The following is a 23,002-nucleotide window of genomic DNA, read 5'->3' as shown; positions in this document are numbered from 1 at the left end:
TAAAAATTTTTTCCTATTTTAATAAGCTCAAAAAGTCTGAAATTGGATCATTTGGAACCATTTGAGCAGTAAGTTTGACACCTTTTTCTGCCAGTTTGTGGAAGTCTTCCACATCCTTGTCCACTACGTTGATAGAACGTGTGATGGCGCGAGTTTCTGGTGTTTGAGACATATTCCCAACATTAAGGGTTTCAAGTGGTACACCTGCTTCTACCAAACCAAGGAAACGGTCTGGTTTACGAGCAACGATAAAGAGACGTTGGCTATCGTATTTACCAGCAAGAATATTGGCTGCCGCTTTTTCAATTGGCAAAATACTCAATTTCACACCTGGTGGTGTCGCAAGTTTCAAACCACTCTTTTCAACGTCGTTGTTGACAACTTCGTCATCTACAACCATAATACGTGAAACATTTAGTTTTCCAGCCCATAGATTGGCTACTTGTCCGTGGATCAAACGTCCATCGATACGGCATCCTACAATTGTCATAAGTTTTCCCCCTTTATGTGTTTTAGTGTAGGTTTACGAGTTAAATAAATCTCTTCTTTATATTCACCTTCTGTTTCAAAGATAATGATGCGGTTGGCACCTTCCTTGAGATAGCTATGAGGGATATAAAGTGAGAGGGTTGGGCCGACGTTCCAAAAACGTCCTAGATTCTGCCCATTGACAAAGGCAACTCCCTTACCAAACTCAGACAAGTCTAGGTAAGTATCTTTTGGCTCTTGGACTGTAAAGTCATAAGCGTAAAAGGCTGGTTGTCCTTCTGCCCATCCTTTTGAAAAATCAATTTTCTCAGGATTATCTAGAGGAAGTGGATAGTGTTTCCAGTTTAGTAAGAAGTGCAAATCCTTACAAACCCCTGTCCGAATCCCCTTACGTTGCGTATCTGCTAAGAACTTGTGTCCATAGTTGACACGCCCCATATTTTCTACCAAGATATCCAATCTAGATAGCGCTTTCTTTTCACCTTGATAAAAAATATCTTCCCCAATCTCTGTCTGATATTGGGTTTCGACCCACTGACCATCGACATAAAGCTGAGCCCTATCTCGACCGTCAATGATACGAAGTCTTTCTTCTTCTGCATCCCAACTTGTTTCTGTTCGATAGAGTAGGTAGCCATAACTTTGTCCCAACTCCTCCATCTTTTTAGGATAGAGACTTTCTACAGGACTTGACAAGCTATCCAAGGTTTCAAACAAGGAAACTTTTTCAACTAGTGGAATAGCATCCAACTCCATACTCTCTTTGTAGAGTGGTTCTAACTGCGGATACTCTGGGAAATGTGTTGCCATCATCTTCTTGACTGCCAGATATTTGGCAGTTGGATTTCCTTCTTCATCCAGAAGGGCATCGTAATCATAAGATGTAACTTGTGGCAGGTCCAGAGTTCCTCGAGCCGAGCAACCATTCATGAATCCAAAGTTTGTACCACCGTGGAACATGTAAAGGTTGATAGAGCCTTGCTCCAATACCTCTCGAACAGCTTCTGCCAATTCTTTGGGATCCCGTGTGATAATCGGTTCTTTCCAACGATTAAACCAGCCATCCCAGAACTCCATACACATGAGCGGCCATTTCTTACCATGCTCATCAAAGAATTCCTGCATCTGTGAAAAGTTGTACGGTGCCTTAGAACCAAAGTTACCTGTTACAAAGAGGTCCTCTTCGATTAAGGTTCCAGCTTTCAGAGTAGCTCGCCATGGACCATCTGATGTAAAGAGGGGACAGGTTACGCCACGCTCTTCCATCAACTGTCGAATGGCTCTCAGATAAGCCTTATCTTCTCCATAAGAACCATACTCATTTTCAACCTGCATCATGAGGATGTTGCCACCATTGTCCAACAAATGTGGAACCAACCGTGACAAGAGCTGGTCATAATAGCGACCGACAGCTTCGATATAAGCAGGATCTGATGAACGAATTCTCATATCCTTGGTCAAGAGCCAAGCTGGTAAGCCACCAAATTCCCACTCTGCACAGATGAAGGGTGACGGACGAACAATCGCATAGAGACCTAAATCTTGTGCTGTCTGAAGAAATCGCTCCAAATCCAGAGCCCCTTCAAAGTGAAACTCACCCTCACGAGGCTCGTGTAAATTCCAGGCCACATAAGTCTCTACTGTATTAAAACCAAGAGCCTTCAAGTTATAGAGCGAATGATACCAATCTTCTGGAGGAACCCTAAAATAATGAATGGCGCCAGATAAAATCTTAAATGATTTTCCATCGAGATAAAAATCATCTCGTATCTCAAATCGTGTCATGTTCTTACCTTCTGACAATTAAAGTTTACGCTTTCATTTGTTGATATAGTAAATATATCTCAATATCTTGCATTTGTCAATAGGTTTTCACGATTTTTTTCATTTTTCACTAAATTTTACACTAAAAACTTATAAAAATCTTGTAATCTATAGTCATAACAACATTTTGGCACCATGTATAAAAATGTAGGTTTTTCTATTTATTCCTATGTAAATTAACCTTATAGCCTATTATTCTAATTTTTTTATTCAAAAGGCTACTATTCTTTCCAGTTTTATGGTAAAATCTTTAACGGAGAAGGAAAATCGAGGTGAAAATATGGCAATTCCAAAGTATCAATATATTAAAGATGAATTAAAGAACAAAATCATTTCTGGTCAATTTGCCAGTGGAGATAAATTCTACACTGAAGCTGAATTGATTGCAATGTATGATGTAAGTTCTATCACAGTTGTTCGTGCCTTAAACGACCTTGCCAAGGATGGCTATATTGTCCGCCAACAAGGAAAGGGTACATTCGTTTCACGCGCACGCAAACACAAACTCGTTGAGTTTTCAGATGTAGAAGTTTTTGAAACTAAAGATGATAAAGTTACCGTCCTTTCTATTGAGCGTGGAAACAAACTAAGCTACTTAGAAAAACTCGGACTACGCGGAGATCAGTTCTACTACAAGATTGAACGCGTACGCGAAACAGGTGGTGTTGTCTACATCTACCATACATCTTACATTCCAGAACAATACATCAACGCAAATTATCCAAATCTTGAATATTATAGCTCCATCTATAACCGTTTCAAATTGGATTACCACATTCACATGAATGATGAACATTTTGAAGAAATCAATGAAATAGCATTTCCAACTCCAGAACATGCGGCTTCGGTCCTCGGAGTCGATGAACAATTCCCAACCGTTTTACAAACCAAGACTACTAAACTAGAGTCTACTGGTCAAGTTCTCGCATACAGCGAAACATATAAACGAGCGGATTACTACAAAATTAAATTCATTTCATGTGACCGTGATCACTAAGAAGAAAGCCTGAGCCTAAGCGCTTGGGCTTTTTCTATACTTATTATACCACACCAAAAAGGTAGCGCTTACCTATTTTTGGAAGATTCTATAATTTGTGGAATATTTTATAGAAATAGAACCAAAAAGATTCTACTAGATATATATATGTATCTTTTCCGACCAATCTGAAATCTTAAGTTTAAATTTTATATTTTTTTATACTTATTATAGTTTTTTGTCATCTCCTCTTGACTCTCGTTAATATAAGAAATAAAATAAAGGTGTTGATTTATGTAAACGCTATCAATATAACAATGCAATCAGGAGGTTTTGCAATGAAACATGAAAAACAACAGCGTTTTTCTATTCGTAAATACGCTGTAGGAGCAGCTTCTGTTCTAATTGGATTCGCCTTCCAAGCACAGACTGTTACAGCCGATGGAGTTACTCCTACTACTACAGAAAACCAACCGACCATCCATACGGTTTCTGATTCCCCTCAATCATCCGAAAATCGGACTGAGGAAACACCTAAAGCAGAGCTTCAACCAGAAGCTCCAAAAACTGTAGAAACAGAAATTCCAGCTACTGATAAGGTAGCTAGTCGTCCAAAAACAGAAGAAAAACCACAAGAGGAAGTTAGTTCAACTCCTAGTGATAAAGCAGAAGTGGTAACGCCAACTTCTGCTGAAAAAGAAACTGCTAATAAAAAGGCAGAAGAAGCTAGCCCTAAAAAGGAAGAAGCGAAAGAGGTTGATTCTAAAGAGTCAAATACAGACAAGACTGACAAGGATAAACCAGCTAAAAAAGAGGCAGCGAAAGCAGAGGCTGACAAACCGGCAACAGAGGCAGGAAAGGAACGTGCTGCAACTGTAAATGAAAAACTAGCGAAAAAGAAAATTGTTTCTATTGATGCTGGACGTAAATATTTCTCACCAGAACAACTCAAGGAAATTATCGATAAAGCGAAACATTATGGCTACACTGATTTACACCTATTAGTTGGAAATGATGGACTCCGCTTCATGTTGGACGATATGAGCATCACAGCTAACGGCAAGACCTATGCGAGTGACGATGTCAAACGTGCCATTGAAAAAGGTACAAATGATTATTACAACGATCCAAACGGCAATCACTTAACAGAAAGTCAAATGACAGATCTGATCAACTATGCCAAAGATAAAGGCATCGGTCTCATTCCGACAGTAAATAGTCCTGGTCACATGGATGCGATCCTCAATGCCATGAAAGAATTGGGAATACAAAACCCTAACTTTAACTATTTTGGGAAGGAATCAGCTCGTACCGTAGACCTTGACAACGAACAAGCGGTCGCTTTTACAAAAGCCCTTATCGACAAATATGCTGCTTATTTCGCGAAAAAGACTGAAATCTTCAACATCGGACTTGATGAATATGCCAATGATGCAACAAACGCTAAAGGTTGGAGCGTTCTTCAAGCTGATAAATACTATCCAAACGAAGGCTACCCTGTAAAAGGATATGAAAAATTTATTGCCTACGCCAATGACCTAGCTCGTATTGTAAAATCGCACGGTCTCAAACCAATGGCCTTCAATGATGGTATTTACTACAATAGTGATACTAGCTTCGGAACTTTTGACAAAGATATCATCGTTTCAATGTGGACTGGTGGTTGGGGAGGTTACGACGTCGCTTCTTCTAAACTTCTAGTAGAAAAAGGTCACCAAATCCTAAACACTAACGATGCTTGGTACTATGTTCTTGGACGAAATGCAGATGGCCAAGGCTGGTACAATCTCGATCAGGGGCTCAATGGTATTAAAAACACACCAATCACTTCTGTACCAAAAACAGAAGGAGCTGATATCCCAATCATCGGTGGGATGGTAGCTGCTTGGGCTGACACTCCATCTGCACGTTATTCACCATCACGCCTCTTCAAACTCATGCGTCAATTCGCAAATTCTAACGCTGAATACTTCGCAGCTGATTATGAGTCTGCAGAAAAAGCACTTAACGAGGTACCAAAAGACCTTAACCGTTATACTGCAGAAAGCATCGCAGCGGTTAACGAAGCGGCAAAAGCCATCCGTTCACTTGATAGCAACCTCAGCCGTGCCCAACAAGACACAATTGACCAAGCAATTGCAAAACTTCAAGAAGCAGTTAGCAATTTGACCTTCACACCTGAAGCTCAAAAAGAAGAAGATGCTAAACGTGAGGTTGAAAAACTTGCTAAAAACAAGGTAATCTCCATCGATGCTGGACGCAAATTCTTTACTCTTGACCAACTCAAACGCATCGTAGATAAGGCCAGTGAGCTCGGATATTCTGATGTTCATCTCCTTCTAGGAAATGACGGACTTCGCTTCCTACTCGATGATATGACCATCACTGCCAACGGAAAAACCTATGCAAGTGATGATGTCAAAAATGCTATCATCCAAGGAACAAAAGCTTACTACAATGATCCAAACGGAACTGCACTTACACAGGCAGAAGTGACAGAACTAATTGCATACGCTAAATCTAAGGGCATCGGTCTCATCCCAGCTATTAACAGTCCAGGTCACATGGATGCTATGCTGGTTGCCATGGAAAAATTGGGTATTAAAAATCCTCAAGCCAACTTTGACAAGGTCTCCAAAACAACCATGGACCTTGAAAACGAAGAGGCCATGAACTTTGTCAAAGCACTTATTGGCAAGTACATGGACTTCTTTGCAGGCAAGACTAAGATCTTTAACTATGGTACAGACGAATATGCCAATGATGCCACCAACGCGCAAGGCTGGTATTATCTAAAATACTACAATCTCTATGGCAAGTTTGCTGAGTACTCTAACACCCTTGCTGCCATGGCCAAAGAAAGAGGTCTTCAACCAATGGCCTTCAACGATGGCTTCTACTATGAAGACAAGGACGATGTTCAGTTTGATAAGGATGTCATCATATCTTACTGGTCTAAAGGATGGTGGGGTTACAACCTTGCAACTCCTCAGTACCTGGCAAGTAAAGGATACAAACTCCTCAACACCAATGGAGACTGGTATTATGTTCTAGGCAATCATAAACCAGACGAAGCTTATCCACTATCAAAAGCTGTTGAAAATTCTGGTAAAGTTCCATTCAATCAACTTGCTTCTACTAAGTATCCCGAAGTAGACCTTCCAACAGTCGGCAGTATGCTTGCTATCTGGGCAGACAAACCAAGCGCAGAGTACAAGGAAGAAGAAATCTTTGAACTTATGACTGCCTTTGCAGACCACAACAAAGACTACTTCCGTGCTAATTATAATGCTCTCCGCGAAGAATTAGCTAAAATTCCTACAAACTTAGACGGATATAGTAAAGAAAGTCTTGAGGCCCTTGACGCAGCTAAAACAGCTCTAAATTACAACCTCAACCGTAATAAACAAGCTGAGCTTGACACACTTGTAGCCAACCTAAAAGCCGCTCGCTTAGGTCTCAAACCAGCTGCAACTCATTCAGGAAGCCTGGATGAAAATGAAGTGGCTGCCAATGTTGAAACCAGTCCAGAACTCATCACAAGAACTGAAGAAATTCCATTTGAAGTTATCAAAAAAGAAAATCCTAACCTCCCAGCTGGTCAGGAAAATATTATCACAGCAGGAGTCAAAGGTGAACGAACTCATTACATCTCTGTACTCACTGAAAATGGAAAAACAACAGAAACAGTCCTTGATAGCCAGGTAACCAAAGAAGCTGTGAACCAAGTGGTTGAAGTCGGCGCTCCTGTAACTCACAAGGGTGATGAAAGTGGTCTTGCACCAACTACTGAGGTAAAACCTAAACTGGATATCCAAGAAGAAGAAATTCCATTTACCACTGTTACTCGTGAAAATCCACTCTTACTCAAAGGAAAAACGCAAGTCATTACTAAGGGTGTCAATGGACATCGTAGCAACTTCTACTCTGTGAGCACTGTTGATGGCAAGGAAGTGAAAACACTTGTAGATAGTCTTGTAACCAAAGAAGCAGTTACGCAAATTGTTGAAGTCGGAACTCTGGTAACACATGTAGGTGATGAACATGATCTTGCTCCAGTTGCAGAAACAAAACCTAGACTGGATATCCAAGAAGAAGAAATTCCATTTACCACAGTGACTCGTGAAAATCCACTCTTGCTCAAAGGAAAAACACAAGTCATTACTAAAGGTGTCAACGGGCACCGTACAAACTTCTACTCTGTGAGCACTGTTGATGGCAAGGAAGTGAAAACACTTGTAAATAGTGTCGTAGCGCAGGAAGCTGTTACACAAGTAGTCGAAGTCGGAACTCTGGTGACACATGTAGGCAATGAACAAGGACAAGCCGCTATTGCTGAAGAAAAACCAAAACTAGAAAGTCCAAACCAACCAACTAGAGCAAAAGCAGAAGAACAACAACTTCCTGAAACAGGAAGTCACGATTCTGCAGGACTAGTAGTCGCAGGACTCATGGCCTCACTAGCAGCCTATGGACTCACTAAAAGAAAAGAAGACTAAGTCTTTTCGATAAACAATAAACAGCGAGATTCAAGCTCGCTGTTTATTGTTTAATTAATCACCTAGTCCGAGGCGGTCAAAGATATCATCCACTCGTTTAATGTAGTAAAGAGGGTTAAAGATTTCGTCAATTTCTTCTTGTGTGAGTCGTGAAGTTACTTCTGGGTCTTCCTCAAGAAGTGGTTTAAAGTCTACTTGGTTGTCCCAAGAGTAGGCTGTTTTTGGTTGTACCAAGTCATAGGCTTGCTCACGTGTCATCCCTTTTTCAATCAAGGTCAACATAGCACGTTGGCTAAAGATAAGACCAAACGTAGAGTTCATGTTGCGGATCATATTTTCTGGGAAGACCGTCAAATTCTTGACAATATTTCCAAAACGATTGAGCATGTAGTCGATCAAGATGGTCGTATCTGGTGTGATAATCCGCTCAGCTGATGAGTGGGAAATATCACGCTCATGCCAAAGAGCGACGTTTTCATAAGCTGTAATCATATGACCACGGATAACACGCGCAAGACCAGTCATGTTTTCAGAACCGATTGGGTTGCGTTTGTGAGGCATTGCTGAAGACCCTTTTTGCCCCTTAGCAAAGAATTCCTCCACTTCACGTTGTTCAGATTTTTGCAGACCACGGATTTCAGTAGCCATACGCTCAATTGAAGTCGCGATACTAGCAAGAACTGCAAAGTACTCAGCGTGAAGGTCACGAGGAAGCACCTGTGTAGAGATTTCTTGAGCACGGATACCTAATTTGTCGCAGACGTATTTTTCAACGAATGGTGGGATGTTGGCAAAGTTCCCAACCGCACCAGAAATTTTACCAGCTTCCACACCAGCAGCCGCATGCTCGAAACGCTCGATATTACGCTTCATTTCGCTGTACCAAGTGGCCAATTTAAGACCAAAAGTTGTCGGTTCAGCGTGCACACCATGGGTACGCCCCATCATGATGGTGAACTTGTGCTCTTTAGCCTTGTCAGCGATGATGTTGGTGAAGTTTTCAAGGTCACGACGGATGATGTCGTTAGCCTGCTTGTAGAGGTAACCGTAGGCCGTATCTACCACATCGGTAGAAGTCAAACCATAGTGGACCCACTTGCGCTCTTCACCAAGAGTCTCAGAAACCGCACGTGTGAAGGCAACCACATCGTGACGAGTCTCCTGCTCAATCTCCAAAATACGGTCGATGTCAAAGTCCGCTTTCTCACGAATCAAAGCCACATCTTCCTTAGGGATTTCCCCCAACTCAGCCCATGCCTCGTCAGCTAAGATTTCCACCTCAAGCCAAGCACGGTATTTATTTTCTTCACTCCAAATGTTCGCCATCTCAGGGCGAGAGTAACGGTTGATCATGATTAAATGTTCTCCTCTATTTTATTTTTCTCTATTGCTACAAAAAGTGAGATACCATCTACTAATTTGTCTAAGTATTCTTGGTATTCCATATAATTACTACTTGTTTGATATTTTTCACTTTTTCCTTTAACTCCTACCCCATCAATATTCTCAAATAATTGATTTAACAAATCAATTATTACTGGTATTTTCGAATCATTGCTGTCAGAATGCTTTAAAACAGATAAAATTTGGGAATTTTTCTCATTTGCTTCTTTAACTCGTCTTGATTCTGCATTTGTTGCATCAACATCATGATAATATATTTTTTGAGACATAGAACTTTTTATATCCAAAGAATTTTCTTCCTGTTCAAATGAACTATCACTGTTTTTTATTATAAAGAGAAATTTTAATTTAGAGACTGCACCTTGGAACTCTGCATACGACTTCTCTTTTTCTTCTGAGAATTTTCCTCTCTCAGAAGTATATTCACTACGCAAAATCCAACGATAAGACTTTTGCAGTTCTATAACTGCATCAATTGTTTTATCAATCCATTCTTGTTTATCCTTCAAAATTAGATTAACACGATTAGTCTTGTCACTATTTCTGATAGTAACATAGTTATTAACTCCTATTGAAATTACTGCAACAAATGCTGTGAGTGCGTACCATTGAAATTCCCCGTTTGAATTGTAAAAGATACTCATACCTCGACACAAAATTACTAATATTACAAATATAATAATTATTGTTATAAATAGATAACTCAAAATTTGTATCATTCTATTCAAGCCATCTAGAAATTGTGAGATTTTTTTATTCATACCCTAAAAATCAATTCCTTTCCCAAACTCATCCACCTCATCTGGTACATCACTAAACAAAGTCACATGTCCCATCTTGCGGTTGTGCTTTGCTTCTATTTTACCATACATGTGGAGGTGGGCGCTTGGATTTTCTGCGACATATTTTTCAGCAACCTCGACGTGTTGGCCGAGAACATTGAGCATAACGGCTGGCGCATGCAGTTTGATAGCTGGCAATGGCAATCCCAGAACGCCTAGAATATGGGTATCAAACTGAGAGAAGTCACAGGCTTCGATTGAGTAGTGTCCTGAGTTGTGTGGGCGTGGCGCAATTTCGTTGACGATGATGTCATCAGCTGTCGCAAACATTTCCACGCAAAGGGTACCAGATAGGTTAAGCTGTTCAGCAATTCGCACTGCCATTGCTTTGGCTTTGGCTGCTAAACTTTCTGAAATTCGAGCAGGCACAATTGTTTTAGATAGGATGTTGTTACGGTGGATATTTTCCTGAACTGGGAAAACCGTCACGTCCTTGCCGTTACCAGACACGATGACAGAAATTTCAAGGTCAAAATTGACAAATTCTTCCAAAACGCAGTCTGCTGAGTCTGCTAGCGCATAGGCTTCTGCCAAGTCTGCTTCTGAACGAATAACCTTTTGACCATGCCCATCGTAGCCACCGGTTGCCGTCTTGAGGACATAGTTTTTTGACAGGTTAATGTCCGCCAAATCTTGGCTAGAAGTCACGATCTTGTAGGGTGCTACGGTGACTTGAGCCTTATTTGACAAAAAGTCCTTTTCAAAGATGCGATTTTGAGAAATACGGAGTAGGTCTGTTCCTTGAGGGAGTTGCCCATCCTTGATAACCGCATCCAAACCGTTGGCATCGACATTTTCAAACTCATAGGTGAGGACATCGCATCGCTCAGCCAACTGACGGAGGGCATCCACATCGTTATAAGGAGCCACTATGATTTCCGCCACGCGAGAGGCCGGGCAATCCGCCGCAGGATCCAGCGCGATAACCTTGTGCCCCATATAAATGGCAGAAATAGCCATCATCTGACCCAGCTGACCACCACCGATAATTCCGATTGTTTTAGATGAGCTCATTTGACGACTCCTCTGCGATTTTTCCTTGTTCTTCTGCGAAATCTGCCAATGCTGTCGCGATAGACTGATCCTCTACTGAGAGGAGACGAAGAGCGAAGAGGGCAGCGTTGGTCGCACCTGCTTCACCGATAGCCATAGTTGCGACTGGTACTCCACCCGGCATCTGAACGATAGAGTAGAGCGAGTCCACACCACTAAGGGCACGCGATTTGACAGGTACCCCAATGACAGGAAGGGTTGTTTTCGCTGCTACCATTCCTGGCAAGTGGGCTGCGCCTCCAGCACCTGCGATGATGACCTTGATGCCACGGCTACGAGCCTCCTCCGCATGTCTGAACATGAGATCTGGCGTGCGGTGAGCAGAGACAACTTTCTTTTCGTAGGCTACACCGAAGCGATCTAGAACTTCTGCTGTTTTTTGCATGGTGGCCCAGTCGGATTTTGAGCCCATGATGATGGAAATTACTGGTTTAGTCATAATTTTTCCTTTTTTCTTCTTTTTTGATAATGGTCTTAGGTGGTGGGGACGGAAGCAAACCTTCGGTTTCATTCCTAAACTTTGAGCCTAGGGTCTCAAAGTTTCCCTAGACCAGAACAGATACTGTTCTGGTCTTTTCACCACGTCGACCATTATCTTACTTTGGTTCGCTTTCGCTCGCCATGATAAATTTAGTGTCTTTTAATCTTTTATCGCCTTACTCCCAATATCGGTTCGGTAAAAGAGGCCTTCTGTTTGTTGCTGAGCGAGTTCTTGGTAGATGGTTTCTTGGGCTTCTTTAACGGTATCTGCTGTTGTGACGAGCATATAGACACGTCCGCCGTTTGAAAGAAGGTCTTGCTCATTTTCAGCGAATTTCGCACCTGCATAGTAGGTGATGATGTCGCCCTCTGTTTTTGCTGGCAATTCAACACCTTTTTCATAGTCTAGCGGGTAACCGTTTGATGCGACAACCACACCCAGAGTCACACCCTTATCTGTCCAGGTGATGTTTGGCTCCTTGCCATCGAGGATATCCGTAATATTTTGTGCAAAGTCAGATGTTAAACGAGGCAAGATGATTTGCGTTTCAGGATCTCCAAAACGAGCGTTGAACTCGATAACCTTAGGTCCGTCTGCTGTTAAAATAAGCCCTGCGTAAAGGATACCAAGATACGGACGACCTTCTTTGATCATCCCTTCAAGGACTGGCTTGACAATGGTGTCAACCGCTGTATCAACTACACTCTGTGGTAAGTGTGGAACTGGCGCATAGGCACCCATCCCACCAGTGTTAGGCCCCTTATCGCCATCATAGGCACGTTTGTGATCTTGCGCTGTCGGCATGATATAGAACTTGTCGCCATTGACAAAGGCAAAGAGAGAGAACTCTTCTCCTTCAAGGAATTCCTCAATAACCACACGCGCACCTGAATCACCAAATTTATTATCCAAAAGCATCTCGTGAGCTGCTTCGACTGCTTGCTCGACTGTCTCAGCAACAACGACACCTTTTCCAAGAGCCAATCCATCCGCCTTGACCACGATTGGAGCGCCTTTTTCTTCGATATAGGCCTTGGATTCCTCAAAATCAGAGAATGTGCCATAGGCTGCTGTCGGAACGCCATATTTGACCATGATTTCCTTGGCAAAATCCTTGGACCACTCCAGCTCAGCTGCCAATCTTGTCGGACCAAAGGCTTTGAGACCAGCTGCATGGAAATCATCCACGATACCAGCCGCAAGGGCGTCATCTGGCCCAATAAATGACCAAGCAATATCGTTGGCTTTTACAAACTCAATCAATTCAGAATGTTCGGAAATAGATATATTTACCAATTCCAAACCATCCAGAGTCATCCCATCATTCCCAGGAGCAACAAAAACCTTTTCTACCTCTTTTGACTCAAGCAACTTCTTAGCAATCGCATGCTCACGACCACCCGAACCGACAACAAGCAGTTTCATTTCTCAACCTCTTTTGCGAATTATTTACTAACATTATAACACAAACGTTCGTTTTAATCTTGTTTTATTAAGCATTTTTAAGCAAAAAAGGAAAGAAACTGTTTTCTTCCCTTTAGCGTTCTTAATGTCTAAAATGTCTCACGCCTGTGAAGACCATGGTCATGCCGTATTTATCCGCAGCTTCGATAGATTCTTGGTCACGGACTGAGCCAAGTGAAAATATTTTGATATGATGAAACATACCTATAACCTCGAAAATAATTCATCAATACTATGTATATTTTTTTCATTAAGTATTCTTCTCATGCATGGGCTTAACATATTCTCGATACCTTCTTTTTCTATCGATAGTACAAATGAGTATTTCCCTTTAATTTGTTTAATAAAAAAATCATCTCTTTCAATATTATCTAAACTTTGAATAGCATCCCATAATAATTTTTTCTTAAAGTTCCTTCCAACTGTTAAACGTCGAATATTATCCTGTTTATTTACTATGTATACACCTGTTACTTTTACATTGCCCGACTCCAACAAATTTGTCAATCTAGTTTTTTTATTATTAAGTTTAAGACTATATCTTTTTAACAAATCACTTACTATTTTCTCTATTCTAATTTTTATATCTGAATAATCACTTTGGTCTGAAACACATCGAAAAGAAATCGTAATATCATCAGCATATCGTGTATAAATTACATTATCCAATCCTTGTCTCTTTAATCTACAATACAAAGTAATATCAAATTTTTTTAAATAAATGTTTGATAATAATGGAGATGTTACAAAACCTAACGGTAATCCTTGCAACCCTTGACTGGCTTTTTTTATAATTTCATAAGACTGACTTTTACTTATATTATAACCATTATATTTTACTTCCTTATATAAAAAATTTATTAACTTACGATGATTAATAGACGGAAAAAAGTTCTTGATGTCGAATTGAATAAAGATGTCATTATACATATGCGCTTTAGCATTGTCAAAAATAGAAATTCCTTCTCTATAACCTTTAGTGAATTTAGAATAAATTACCCGTTCTTTTAAATGGTCATTAATTAGTTTATGAATATTTTTTAACTCGCTATTACTCGTATAAGCAACTATTTTCCTTATTTTTTTATTTTTTTTTAGTTTAAAAATTGCGAATCCACTATTATTTACCATATCTTCTCTTCCTCAATTACTTTAATCAAACTAGAGTATTTAGCGAAAAAGAACTTCCCATTTTTATCCTTTCCTTTATGTTCTAGAATAACTTTTTTATCTTCTTCATAAGTTTTATCTTTTCTTATACGCATAAATCCTGCCGCACTAAACAAATACAACGTCATACCAATCATCCTTTGTATTGTTCCTTTTTCACTTTCAAAACGAATCTCAGGATCGTCAGTAAACTTATATGGTTTAATCTCTTCATAGGTAGAAATAAGGATCTTATTCATTTCCTTATTTAAAATCTCTATAACACTCTTTAAAGTCATACTTTTCCTAAATATTTTATCAGCAATTTCGTCTACTGATAGCATTGCTCCTACATAATGTAGGACTCTATCTGGATCAATTCTTACTGTTAGTTTACCTTCTTCAGAGTTTAAACCAAATTCTTCTTTTCCAATCTCAAATGATCTTGATTTACTTTTAATAAAATCATTTATATTGTTGCTCAACGTTTCACCTATAGAATCATTCACAAAACTTGTATGTAGATTACGTAGATTGACAGATGTAATATTATTTCTCACACTTGGATAGTATATTATTCGTTTTACAGGATTCTCTCCTTTAAAAAAAGATAATTCCAAAAAATTGCCCAATTTATTTTCTTCAACCGCTTCTATATTAGGTAATATTAGACAAGTTTTTTCTCTATTAGAGATCTCACCTAAAAACAAACCTGCTTCCGCACCCGTTGAAATACTTTCATGAAATATAAAAATAACATCTGATAACAGAGATACTAAAAATTCTACATCATATAAATTTCTCATATAAATATCGCCATAGTTAAGATACATTTTAGATTTACTAAATGAAAAATTTTCCTCTAATATTATGATTTTGTAAGATGAATTAATATTTTCCAGATGTTTTTTCAATACATTTCTTTTATCACTAACATCTGATTTCACATATTTTGAACCACATAAAAAAATAAATTTATATAGTTCATTTTTTTCTTCCTTATTCTTAAATATATATTTACTCATCATTGCTCCATATAAAAAGAGCCCTACCTAAAATTTGTAGAGACTTTCATTGAGAACGAAAGGTAGTAGTACGTGGGTTCTTGACGACTTGCGGCGAGTTCGCCGTATGTCTAAAGGTTCTACGTACGACCTTTCGTAATTCTATTTCATATAGTAATTTATTACTATCCTCGACAAAGTCGAGTATCAAATTTTACTATTTTTAAAATACTCAACCTTTGGAACTACCAAAGGAAATAACATGATATGTTATTTTTCTAGGGCTCTACTCCATTATATCATAAAATATCCATATTTTCTATATCTTGAACCTTGTTAAAAAATGTCTTAGCTTCTCTGTTTCTAGAATTAAACATAGTTTCCCACTCTAACTCTTCATTATTATATTTACAGAGTTCTTTTTGTTGTATAATTTGTATTATCTTCTCATCTTTTAGAATCACCGATTTTAACATTATTATATATTTATATGCTGTTCTTTTTAAATAATCCGGAGTATCTTCATCTCCTAATTCTTTAGATAGTATGTCTTTTGCAAGAATTAAATTGATTAATACTTTAAGATGATTCAAACTCAGATTATGAAGATCAAACTCATTGTCCAAATGAATAGAAGTATCCTCTAAATTTATACCCGTTATTAAATACTCTTGACTTGAATTTTCATCAGATATTATTAGTTTATATTCTTTTCCGAAAGACCGGTTTTTTACTTTATTATTTAAAAAATCAATAAGTTGATTAATCATTTCTTCACTATCTGCTGAAAAATTATCAATCAGTAATTTCAGAATATCAAAATCACTTAAATAAATTTTAACATTATTCTCATTTATAAGGAATCTAGTTTTTTCATTCTTTCTTATTAAAAAATTATATTTTTTATTTCCATAACTAACCTCTAAGTTTCTTTCTACACCAAAGTATTTATTGATACTAGTATCTCCAAATCGCGTTTTAACTTTTTCCTTTTCTTTATCTAAAAGAAAATCTAAATCTTCTATGAAATTCATATTATTCTCCTCTTTATTTTATATTATATCAAATCCAATTTTTCAGCTCAATATTATTATACAACAAAAACATCCAATTCCTTGGATGCTTTGTAAGTTCTTAATGTCTGAAATGTCTCACGCCTGTGAAGACCATGGTCAAGCCATACTTGTCCGCAGCTTCGATGGATTCTTGGTCACGAACGGAGCCACCAGGCTGGATGATGGCCTTGATTCCTGCTTTGGCGATTTCTTCCACGTTATCCGCAAATGGGAAGAAGGCATCCGAGGCAAGGACGGCACCGTCAAGACGGTCTTTAGCCTGTTCAATAGCAATACGGACTGAAGCCACACGGTTAGTTTGACCTGGGCCAACGCCAAGTGTCATGTGGTCATTGGTCACGATAATACCGTTTGATTTGACGTACTTGATAGCCTTCCAAGCGAACTCAAGAGCAGTCGCTTCTGTCTCAGTTGGCTGGCGTTTTGTCACCACTTGCCAGTCAGCTGGGCTTTCTTTCACCACATCTTGATTTTGCACGAGAAGTCCACCGACCACACCAGTATATTCAGCTTCCGCTTCACTCGCTTCTTGAGCGTCAAATGGCAAGGCAAGGATACGCAAGTTTTTCTTTTTATTGGTCAAAATAGCTAGCGCCTCATCCGTATAGCTAGGTGCGATGATAATCTCGAGGAAAACACCATGCATCTTCTCAGCTGTCGCAGCATCCACCTCACGGTTGAGAACAACAATTCCACCAAAGATAGACACTGGGTCAGACTCATAAGCGTAGTCCCAAGCAGTCTCGATGTCATCAGCCTGACCGATTCCACATGGGTTCATGTGTTTGAGAGCCACAACGGTTGGACGGTCTTTGAAATCACGGATAATACGAATAGCAGCATCTGCATCGCGGATATTGTTAAATGACAATTCTTTCCCGTTGAGCTGCTTAGCTGAAGCAATCGAGTAGTCTGTTGGCAAAGCTTTCTGGTAGAAGTCTGCTTCTTGTTGAGGATTTTCTCCGTAACGCATTGGTTGCTTGAGGTCATAGGTCAAGGTCAACTTTTCAGGTTTTGTTTCACCCACTTGAGCTGTGAAGTATTCTGCAATCAAGGCATCATAAGCTGCTGTGTGACGGAAAACCTTGGCTGCCAAATGCTGGCGAGTTTCGTAAGTCGTTTCACCATTGGCAGACAATTCGTCAAGAACAAAAACGTAGTCAGCAGGGTCTACCACAACTGTTACGCTGGCATGGTTTTTCGCTGCTGAACGAAGCATAGACGGCCCGCCGATATCGATATTCTCCACCGCATCAGCGTATGTCACATCTGGTTTGAGAATCGTTTCTTTAAAGGGATAGAGATTGACCACAACAAGGTCAATGAGATCGATTTGATTATCCTTGGCTGCTCCCAAGTGGCTATCCAAATCACGACGAGCGAGGAGTCCCCCGTGGATATTTGGATGAAGGGTCTTGACACGACCGTCCATCATTTCTGGAAAACCAGTCACATCATCAATCGCAATGGTGTCTACCCCAGCATTATCAAGGGCAACCTTGGTCCCACCTGTCGAGATAATCTCCCAACCAAGTTTTTTAAGTTCTTGGGCAAATTCAACAATGCCTGCTTTGTCTGAAACACTAATTAGTGCGCGTTTAGTCATTTTTGTTCCTTTTCTAAAAGTGTATATTTTACCACAGATAGAACATCTGATAGGTAAACTTCTTTTGATGCCTTTCCAAATGGAGGATATTTAATAATATTTTTAATCGAATGATCTATGAATCTAATAAGTAATACTACTACAAATACAAAAATAATCAGCCCTAAAAACGTATCAACCGAAATAGCCGTTGTATCTGTTACAAACAATTTATTTAAAGATAACGTAATAAAGGCTGTTACTAGAATCATCCCAATAGCACCAATTGATTTTACTACATTTTCATATTTTTGTATTTGTTCATTTCGTTTGTTATTCAAATCACTAACTAGCATTTTAGCTACCTTCTCTGCATCAACTCCATAAAGACGATTCAAGGAAGACTTTACTTCATTGCATAATTCAGTGAATTTACTAGGTGCTCCCACTGAGACTTTGTTAAATTTTCGAGCATAAATACCGAAAAAAAATAAAATAATCAGAGTAATTATAAGGCTAACCTTCCAATAAGATGAATCTGAAAAAAAACGAAGAAGAATTAAGTCTCCAAACATACAAACAATCAGCAGACAAAGGAATAACAATAACATTTTTCTCGCTTTTCTGATTTCAGGATAAAATTGTTTTTCGTATTCATTAAAGAATATTTCAAATTCCTCTACATTTTTTAATAAATTATCAACTACTTTATTCATAATAATCCTCTTTTATCTTCTCCCGATTCCTAACTCATCCAAGACTTCTGGATACAAATTGTACTCTGCCTCATGGATTCGAGCTTCAAAACTTTCAATCGTATCATCAGCTAGTCGTGGGACGCGCACTTGTTTGATAACCTTTCCTGTATCCACGCCTGAGTCCACCCAGTGAATGGTCACGCCACTCTCAGCAACGCCAGCATTCCAAGCATCCTCAATTCCATGAGCTCCTGGAAATTCGGGCAGGTAGGCAGGATGAATGTTGATAATTCGACCTTCATAGGCTGCCAATAAGGTTGGCCCAACGATTTTCATATAGCCTGCGAGGCAAATCAAGTCAATCTGGTGTTCTTCCAAGAGTTCGACAAGGGCTGCTTCGTAGTCTACCTTGTTCTCAAACTCCTTGAGTTCAAAAGCATAGGATAGGACACCAAGCTTTTCTGCACGCTCAAGCACATAGGCATCACGATGGTCTGAAAAGACAAACTCCACTGGAAATTCTTCAGCAATCACCTGAAAATTTGAGCCATTACCAGAGGCAAAAACCGCTATTTTTTTCATTTGATGATGACACTTTCGTTTTCTTTCTTGACGATGCGACCAATTTCATAGACTGGTTCATCCAGCAATTCCTTGACACGATCTACATTTTCAGGGCTAACTGCCAGCATAAGTCCCACACCCATATTGAAGATTTCAAACATTTCTTCATGCTTGATTTGACCGTATTTCTCAAGAGCTTTGAAAATCGGAAGCACTGGAACCTTGCTTTCCTCAATCTCAGCTGCTAGGTCATCTGCAAACATACGAGGAACATTTTCGATAAAGCCTCCACCAGTGATGTGGGCAATACCGTTGACCAACTCTTCCTTGATGAGGGGCAAAACAGCCTTAACATAGATACGAGTCGGCTCAAGAAGGACTTCCTTGAGTTTCTTGTCTTCCAATTCTGGCAAGACTTCCTCACCCGTATAGTCCGCAAAGACACGACGCACGAGTGAGTAACCATTTGAGTGGATTCCACTTGAAGCAAGTCCGAGAAGGACATCACCTTCAGACACCTTTGAACCGTCTATGATTTGAGATTTTTCAGCCACACCGACTGCAAAACCAGCCAGATCGTAGTCATCTGCGCCATACATACCAGGCATTTCAGCTGTTTCCCCACCGATAAGAGCAGCGCCTGCCTGCACACAACCTTCTGCCACACCAGCAACCACTTGTTCTAGCTTAGCTGGTTCATTCTTTCCAGTAGCGACGTAGTCAAGGAAATAGAGGGGCTCCGCACCTGCAGCAATAATGTCGTTGACACACATGGCCACACAGTCCTGACCGATGGTATCGTGCTTGTCGTACTTGATAGCCAGCATGAGCTTGGTTCCGACACCGTCAGTCCCCGAAATCAAGACCGGCTCTTTGACACCTGTTTTTGAAAGGTCAAACATGCCACCGAAACCACCAAGGGCTCCCATAACACCTACACGCTCCGTACGAGCCACGTGCTTTTTAATCCGTTCAACAACTTCATAACCCGCTTCAACATCCACACCAGATTGAGCGTACGCATTTTTATTTGCCATTTTATTTTTCCTTTTCTTTTTTTGGGAAAGACTGCGACGTATTTTTAGATAAACAATTATTTTATCTAATACTCAATGAAAATCAAAGAGCAAACTAGGAAGCTAGCCGCAGGCTGTACTTGAGTACGGCAAGGTGAAGCTGACGTGGTTTGAATTTGATTTTCGAAGAGTATAAAAATACTAGTCAGGGTTCTAGCTTTGCCCCATAGGAGAAAGCGTCTACTGACAAATGCTTTAGCTTTTAGTCAGTAGTGAGACGTAGAGCATAAGCATTTTTATTTGTCATTTTTATATTCCTTTTCTTTAATGGAGGATCTATTGTCTATTTGTAAAAACTGGTCTTTTCTTCCAAACTTCGACGATAGTCTTCCTCATAGTCGTAGAGAGGCGTTGGGTAATCACCGTCAAAGTAAGCGACACAGAGACCGCCATTTGGCGCATCTGTTTCGATCCCAATCGACTCAATCAAGCCATCAATTGAAAGATAGGTCAGACTGTCCGCACCAATGATTTGGCGAGTTTCTTCAACAGTATGATTGGCCGCAATTAGCTCCTGACGGGTCTGGATATCAATCCCGTAGAAGCACGGATAAGCTAGCGCTGGACTGCCAATAGCAACGTGAACCTCAGTCGCACCTGCTTCTTTCAAAAGCTGAACGATACGACGAGAGGTTGTTCCGCGAACGATAGAATCATCCACCATAACCACACGCTTGCCTTTTACAACACCAGAAACAGCAGATAGTTTCATCCGCACCCCTTGCTCCCGCAATTCTTGAGTCGGTTGGATAAAGGTCCGTTGCGTGTATTGGTTCTTGATGAGGCCCATTTCATTTGGTAGCCCGGACTCTTCTGCAAATCCCATAGCCGCGCTGAGGGAGGAATTGGGTACACCAACTACAATATCCGCCTCATGCTTGAATTCACGCGCCAATTGGGCACCCATACGTTTGCGAGCCGTATGGACATTGACACCGTGGATATTAGAATCAGGGCGAGCAAAATAGATATACTCCATAGAACAGATTGCTAACTGGGTATCATCTGTATAGCTATCATACTGGATTCCCTTGTCATCAATAATCACAATCTCACCTGGCTTCAAATCACGAATCCATTCAGCACCAATAACCTCAAAAGCACAGGTTTCAGAGGAAACCACCACCGCTCCGTTGGCCATTTTCCCGATAGAAAGTGGACGGAAACCATTGGGGTCAAGAGCCGCAATCAACTTGTCCTCAAACAGCAAGATATAGGCAAAGCCACCTTTGACAAGGCTGAGCGCCTCTTTGATTTTGCCCATCAAGTTCGGATTGTGACTCCGACGAATGAGGTGAGCCAAGATTTCCGAGTCCGAAGTCGCGCTGAAAATCGCTCCTCTTTGTTCCAGTTCTTTCTTGAGAGAGGCTGCATTGGTCAGATTTCCATTATGAGCCAACCCAAACTGCATATCGTGAAAACGGAAGAGGAAGGGCTGGATGTTATCTACAGAAGCTTCGCCAGCAGTCGCATAACGCACATGCCCAATCGCACCAGTTCCTGTCAATTTATCTAAGTTAGCAGGATTTCTGAAGACTTCTGATAGAAGACCCATATCACGATGGCGCTTCAATTGCCCCTGATCATTGGAGAGGATTCCTGCCCCCTCCTGACCACGGTGTTGAAGACTGTGGAGACCAAAATAGGTCAACTTAGCAGCATCTGGATGTCCCCAGATACCGAAAACACCACATTCTTCATTAAGAGATTTTACTTCGTATGTCATTTTTTATACCTTTTATTTTTACATTATAGCCCACTCTTCTAAAAGAAAATTAGGAATTTCATCTGGCTCGACTCTCTTATAACTATCAACTCCTACACACTGACCCAAATTAGGTTTACCAAACAGTTCTTGACTCAATAGCACAAGCTTCTCATTAGTTCTAATTTTTTCTTTAATTGTCGGGCTAAAGTAATAGTTTTCAGTGTAAGCAAATATTAAATAATTAAGAAAATCCAGTTTCTTCAATCGATCGCTACTATTAAACTGACTTTTTAGAGATTTATATTTCCTATCCCTTTTATGATAAAAAGCTAGCACCATCGTCTTTTCTTTTAACGGTAAGATAGCTAGATGCAACTTCTGAATACGATTATTTTTTGAATGGTTACTCGTATCATTCACTGGATATCCATACATATCTCTAATCAACGTTAATGAGCCTTGAAACGCTATCGGTGTCTTATAGGGGAGTACCTCATGAAAAATAATTCGATATGCTCCTTTAAGATTGTCTTCAATAGCAGTTTTATGGAGTAAAATTTCATTTTGAAAATCTTCAATATCATAATCAAAAGAATTATGAAGATCTTTTATTTTTTGAGATGTATTCTCTAATGTTTTATTAGAAATCTCAGGTATTCTTAAGTATAAAGCTTTCTTAATCGTCTTATCAGACATTATTTTTTCAAAATGATATTTTTCCTCCCTCCTTCTAACTAATTCTAAAAGGAAATTTTTCAATGCAATTTGTGACAACATTTTATCGCTAGGATAAGACGTAAGATTCATTTCATTTTCATATTCCTGAAAATAGAATGAATCACATTTACGACAAATAATTTGTATCGTTCCCGATTTGCTCACTCCCTTATCATTATCTAACAGATCGCTCCCTATTAAATAACCAGCTTGTGTTAACATGCCAGAATCAGAAATTTTTTTAACGATAACTGTGGAATGGTGTGAGAATTGCAGAAACTTGTAGTATCTTTATCACAAAGTAAACACTTTCTTGGCTTTAAGTCCTCCTTCATTACTCTCATCTCTCTAGATAATAATTTTTTCAATTGAATCTTTTTTTCAATATCAGGT

The 23,002-nt window shown here is 39.7% G+C and carries 18 protein-coding genes and 1 pseudogene; 2 read left to right on the top strand and 17 right to left on the bottom strand.

The annotated features are described in order from the left end of the window. Window positions 1-13 precede the first annotated feature (13 nt). Both N8M66_RS08130 and N8M66_RS08125 read right to left on the bottom strand, forming a co-directional pair. Window positions 14-490 carry a PTS sugar transporter subunit IIB gene (locus N8M66_RS08130; RefSeq protein ID WP_000156970.1) on the bottom strand — a complete coding sequence of 159 codons (477 nt, stop codon included), beginning with the start codon at window positions 488-490 and terminating at the stop codon, window positions 14-16. Beyond that, window positions 487-2,274 (bottom strand): glycoside hydrolase family 35 protein, encoded by a 1,788-nt coding sequence (locus tag N8M66_RS08125; RefSeq protein ID WP_070479628.1) that lies wholly within the window; start codon window positions 2,272-2,274, stop codon window positions 487-489. Before N8M66_RS08125 ends, N8M66_RS08130 begins: the two co-directional genes overlap by 4 nt. A 319-nt stretch (window positions 2,275-2,593) precedes the next feature. Between N8M66_RS08125 and N8M66_RS08120 the strand changes: the two genes are divergently transcribed. After that, a complete protein-coding gene (locus N8M66_RS08120) occupies window positions 2,594-3,310 on the top strand; it encodes a GntR family transcriptional regulator (protein ID WP_031237756.1) in 717 nt (238 codons plus the stop codon). A 317-nt stretch (window positions 3,311-3,627) separates the two neighbouring features. Then, window positions 3,628-7,788, top strand: coding sequence for an LPXTG-anchored beta-N-acetylhexosaminidase StrH (strH, locus tag N8M66_RS08115; protein ID WP_261046801.1), 4,161 nt, complete (start codon window positions 3,628-3,630; stop codon window positions 7,786-7,788). A 54-nt stretch (window positions 7,789-7,842) separates the two neighbouring features. Here the strand turns inward: strH and purB are convergent, their stop codons facing one another. From purB to N8M66_RS08040, 15 genes and pseudogenes are all read right to left on the bottom strand, one after another. Next, the gene (gene purB, locus N8M66_RS08110) at window positions 7,843-9,141 is read right to left on the bottom strand and encodes an adenylosuccinate lyase (RefSeq protein ID WP_261046800.1); all 1,299 of its coding nucleotides are present in this window, start codon (window positions 9,139-9,141) and stop codon (window positions 7,843-7,845) included. Between the two features lie 2 nt (window positions 9,142-9,143). Next, window positions 9,144-9,953, bottom strand: a complete 810-nt coding sequence (locus tag N8M66_RS08105; protein ID WP_261046798.1) for a hypothetical protein — start codon at window positions 9,951-9,953, stop codon at window positions 9,144-9,146. Between the two features lie 3 nt (window positions 9,954-9,956). After that, complete coding sequence (gene purK / locus N8M66_RS08100) at window positions 9,957-11,048, bottom strand: 5-(carboxyamino)imidazole ribonucleotide synthase (protein WP_261046796.1); 1,092 nt, start codon at window positions 11,046-11,048, stop codon at window positions 9,957-9,959. After that, window positions 11,035-11,526, bottom strand: a complete 492-nt coding sequence (gene purE / locus N8M66_RS08095) for a 5-(carboxyamino)imidazole ribonucleotide mutase (RefSeq protein WP_261046794.1) — start codon at window positions 11,524-11,526, stop codon at window positions 11,035-11,037. Before purE ends, purK begins: the two co-directional genes overlap by 14 nt. A gap of 201 nt (window positions 11,527-11,727) precedes the next feature. Beyond that, window positions 11,728-12,993: a phosphoribosylamine--glycine ligase gene (gene purD, locus N8M66_RS08090; RefSeq protein WP_261046792.1), complete on the bottom strand. Its 1,266-nt coding sequence runs from the start codon at window positions 12,991-12,993 to the stop codon at window positions 11,728-11,730. 121 nt (window positions 12,994-13,114) lie between these two features. Continuing rightward, window positions 13,115-13,204, bottom strand: a pseudogene (locus tag N8M66_RS08085) (IMP cyclohydrolase); the annotation flags it as partial. A gap of 32 nt (window positions 13,205-13,236) precedes the next feature. Continuing rightward, window positions 13,237-14,163 (bottom strand): reverse transcriptase family protein, encoded by a 927-nt coding sequence (locus N8M66_RS08080; protein ID WP_261046790.1) that lies wholly within the window; start codon window positions 14,161-14,163, stop codon window positions 13,237-13,239. After that, entirely contained in the window at window positions 14,157-15,206 is a 1,050-nt protein-coding gene (locus tag N8M66_RS08075) for a retron St85 family effector protein (protein WP_261046787.1), read from the bottom strand. Before N8M66_RS08075 ends, N8M66_RS08080 begins: the two co-directional genes overlap by 7 nt. Before the next feature lie 278 nt (window positions 15,207-15,484). After that, a complete protein-coding gene (locus N8M66_RS08070) occupies window positions 15,485-16,219 on the bottom strand; it encodes a hypothetical protein (protein ID WP_261046784.1) in 735 nt (244 codons plus the stop codon). Window positions 16,220-16,319: 100 nt separating this feature from the next. Beyond that, window positions 16,320-17,867 (bottom strand): bifunctional phosphoribosylaminoimidazolecarboxamide formyltransferase/IMP cyclohydrolase, encoded by a 1,548-nt coding sequence (gene purH / locus N8M66_RS08065; RefSeq protein WP_261046782.1) that lies wholly within the window; start codon window positions 17,865-17,867, stop codon window positions 16,320-16,322. Next, window positions 17,864-18,562 (bottom strand): hypothetical protein, encoded by a 699-nt coding sequence (locus N8M66_RS08060; protein ID WP_261015027.1) that lies wholly within the window; start codon window positions 18,560-18,562, stop codon window positions 17,864-17,866. The genes purH and N8M66_RS08060 overlap by 4 nt, the downstream gene beginning before the upstream one ends. Before the next feature lie 12 nt (window positions 18,563-18,574). Then, the gene (gene purN, locus N8M66_RS08055; RefSeq protein ID WP_261046779.1) at window positions 18,575-19,126 is read right to left on the bottom strand and encodes a phosphoribosylglycinamide formyltransferase; all 552 of its coding nucleotides are present in this window, start codon (window positions 19,124-19,126) and stop codon (window positions 18,575-18,577) included. Further along, window positions 19,123-20,145, bottom strand: coding sequence for a phosphoribosylformylglycinamidine cyclo-ligase (purM, locus tag N8M66_RS08050; RefSeq protein ID WP_261046776.1), 1,023 nt, complete (start codon window positions 20,143-20,145; stop codon window positions 19,123-19,125). The genes purN and purM overlap by 4 nt, the downstream gene beginning before the upstream one ends. Window positions 20,146-20,467: 322 nt before the next feature. After that, the gene (gene purF / locus N8M66_RS08045; protein WP_261046773.1) at window positions 20,468-21,910 is read right to left on the bottom strand and encodes an amidophosphoribosyltransferase; all 1,443 of its coding nucleotides are present in this window, start codon (window positions 21,908-21,910) and stop codon (window positions 20,468-20,470) included. A gap of 18 nt (window positions 21,911-21,928) precedes the next feature. Further along, a complete protein-coding gene (locus N8M66_RS08040; protein WP_261046770.1) occupies window positions 21,929-22,831 on the bottom strand; it encodes a hypothetical protein in 903 nt (300 codons plus the stop codon). Window positions 22,832-23,002 lie beyond the last annotated feature (171 nt).

It is taken from the genome of Streptococcus mitis (genome assembly GCF_946188585.1).
GTDB lineage: Bacteria > Bacillota > Bacilli > Lactobacillales > Streptococcaceae > Streptococcus > Streptococcus mitis_DG.
This window is presented reverse-complemented; position numbering and strand designations above follow the sequence as displayed.

What these genes read in the sequence shown, in the direction of transcription:
- N8M66_RS08130 (WP_000156970.1), bottom strand. Translation starts at nt 490, where the DNA reads ATGACAATTGTAGGATGCCGTATCGATGGACGTTTGATCCACGGACAA.
- N8M66_RS08125 (WP_070479628.1), bottom strand. Translation starts at nt 2,274, where the DNA reads ATGACACGATTTGAGATACGAGATGATTTTTATCTCGATGGAAAATCA.
- N8M66_RS08120 (WP_031237756.1), top strand. Translation starts at nt 2,594, where the DNA reads ATGGCAATTCCAAAGTATCAATATATTAAAGATGAATTAAAGAACAAA.
- strH (WP_261046801.1), top strand. Translation starts at nt 3,628, where the DNA reads ATGAAACATGAAAAACAACAGCGTTTTTCTATTCGTAAATACGCTGTA.
- purB (WP_261046800.1), bottom strand. Translation starts at nt 9,141, where the DNA reads ATGATCAACCGTTACTCTCGCCCTGAGATGGCGAACATTTGGAGTGAA.
- N8M66_RS08105 (WP_261046798.1), bottom strand. Translation starts at nt 9,953, where the DNA reads ATGAATAAAAAAATCTCACAATTTCTAGATGGCTTGAATAGAATGATA.
- purK (WP_261046796.1), bottom strand. Translation starts at nt 11,048, where the DNA reads ATGAGCTCATCTAAAACAATCGGAATTATCGGTGGTGGTCAGCTGGGT.
- purE (WP_261046794.1), bottom strand. Translation starts at nt 11,526, where the DNA reads ATGACTAAACCAGTAATTTCCATCATCATGGGCTCAAAATCCGACTGG.
- purD (WP_261046792.1), bottom strand. Translation starts at nt 12,993, where the DNA reads ATGAAACTGCTTGTTGTCGGTTCGGGTGGTCGTGAGCATGCGATTGCT.
- N8M66_RS08080 (WP_261046790.1), bottom strand. Translation starts at nt 14,163, where the DNA reads ATGGTAAATAATAGTGGATTCGCAATTTTTAAACTAAAAAAAAATAAA.
- N8M66_RS08075 (WP_261046787.1), bottom strand. Translation starts at nt 15,206, where the DNA reads ATGAGTAAATATATATTTAAGAATAAGGAAGAAAAAAATGAACTATAT.
- N8M66_RS08070 (WP_261046784.1), bottom strand. Translation starts at nt 16,219, where the DNA reads ATGAATTTCATAGAAGATTTAGATTTTCTTTTAGATAAAGAAAAGGAA.
- purH (WP_261046782.1), bottom strand. Translation starts at nt 17,867, where the DNA reads ATGACTAAACGCGCACTAATTAGTGTTTCAGACAAAGCAGGCATTGTT.
- N8M66_RS08060 (WP_261015027.1), bottom strand. Translation starts at nt 18,562, where the DNA reads ATGAATAAAGTAGTTGATAATTTATTAAAAAATGTAGAGGAATTTGAA.
- purN (WP_261046779.1), bottom strand. Translation starts at nt 19,126, where the DNA reads ATGAAAAAAATAGCGGTTTTTGCCTCTGGTAATGGCTCAAATTTTCAG.
- purM (WP_261046776.1), bottom strand. Translation starts at nt 20,145, where the DNA reads ATGGCAAATAAAAATGCGTACGCTCAATCTGGTGTGGATGTTGAAGCG.
- purF (WP_261046773.1), bottom strand. Translation starts at nt 21,910, where the DNA reads ATGACATACGAAGTAAAATCTCTTAATGAAGAATGTGGTGTTTTCGGT.
- N8M66_RS08040 (WP_261046770.1), bottom strand. Translation starts at nt 22,831, where the DNA reads ATGTTAACACAAGCTGGTTATTTAATAGGGAGCGATCTGTTAGATAAT.